Source organism: Paenibacillus sp. GCM10027626 (assembly GCF_042676285.1).
GTDB lineage: Bacteria > Bacillota > Bacilli > Paenibacillales > Paenibacillaceae > Paenibacillus_Z.
In genome coordinates, this window is record NZ_JBHTHC010000073.1 from 1 (window position 1) to 529 (window position 529).

Annotated in this window: 1 protein-coding gene; it reads left to right on the forward strand. The window is 48.4% G+C overall.

The window, feature by feature from the left end; all coding sequences use genetic code 11:
- Window positions 1–529: RNA-guided endonuclease TnpB family protein (locus ACFQ0N_RS38270; RefSeq protein ID WP_379335744.1), on the forward strand; the 529-nt coding region annotated here is incomplete at both ends.

Sequence of the window (529 nt, forward strand, 5' to 3'; positions counted from 1 at the left end):
TTCGGGAAACGCGGAAAACGAACAAAGCGATTGGCGTTGATCGCGGATTACGCCTCATTGCGGTTGCCGCCGATGCCGATACAGGGAACTACCTGACCTTTAACGGCAAACGTATCGGCCATATCCGCAGGCGGTATGCCCGTTTGCGAAGGGAAATCCAGCAAGCGAAAAATATGAAAGCGCTCAAACGACTCGAACATAAAGAACGACGCATGATGCAATATTGGAATCATGTCATGGCCAAAAATATCGTGCAATTTGCGAGTGCGAGGGGGGCGTCCATCATCAAGCTGGAAGACCTGAGCCACATTCGTTCGATGAAAAAATATTGGAAGCGTGCAGATCGCAATATCCATGCTTGGGCGTTCTATGATTTGGAACGAAAGATCACCTATAAAGCCGCGTTAGCCGAGCTAAACGTGGAAAAGGTGAATCCCTATAAAACCTCTCAGGAATGCAGTCAGTGCGGAATCATTTGGAAAAACCACCGCAGGAAAGATCAATTCCAATGCTCTTGCGGCTATCACGA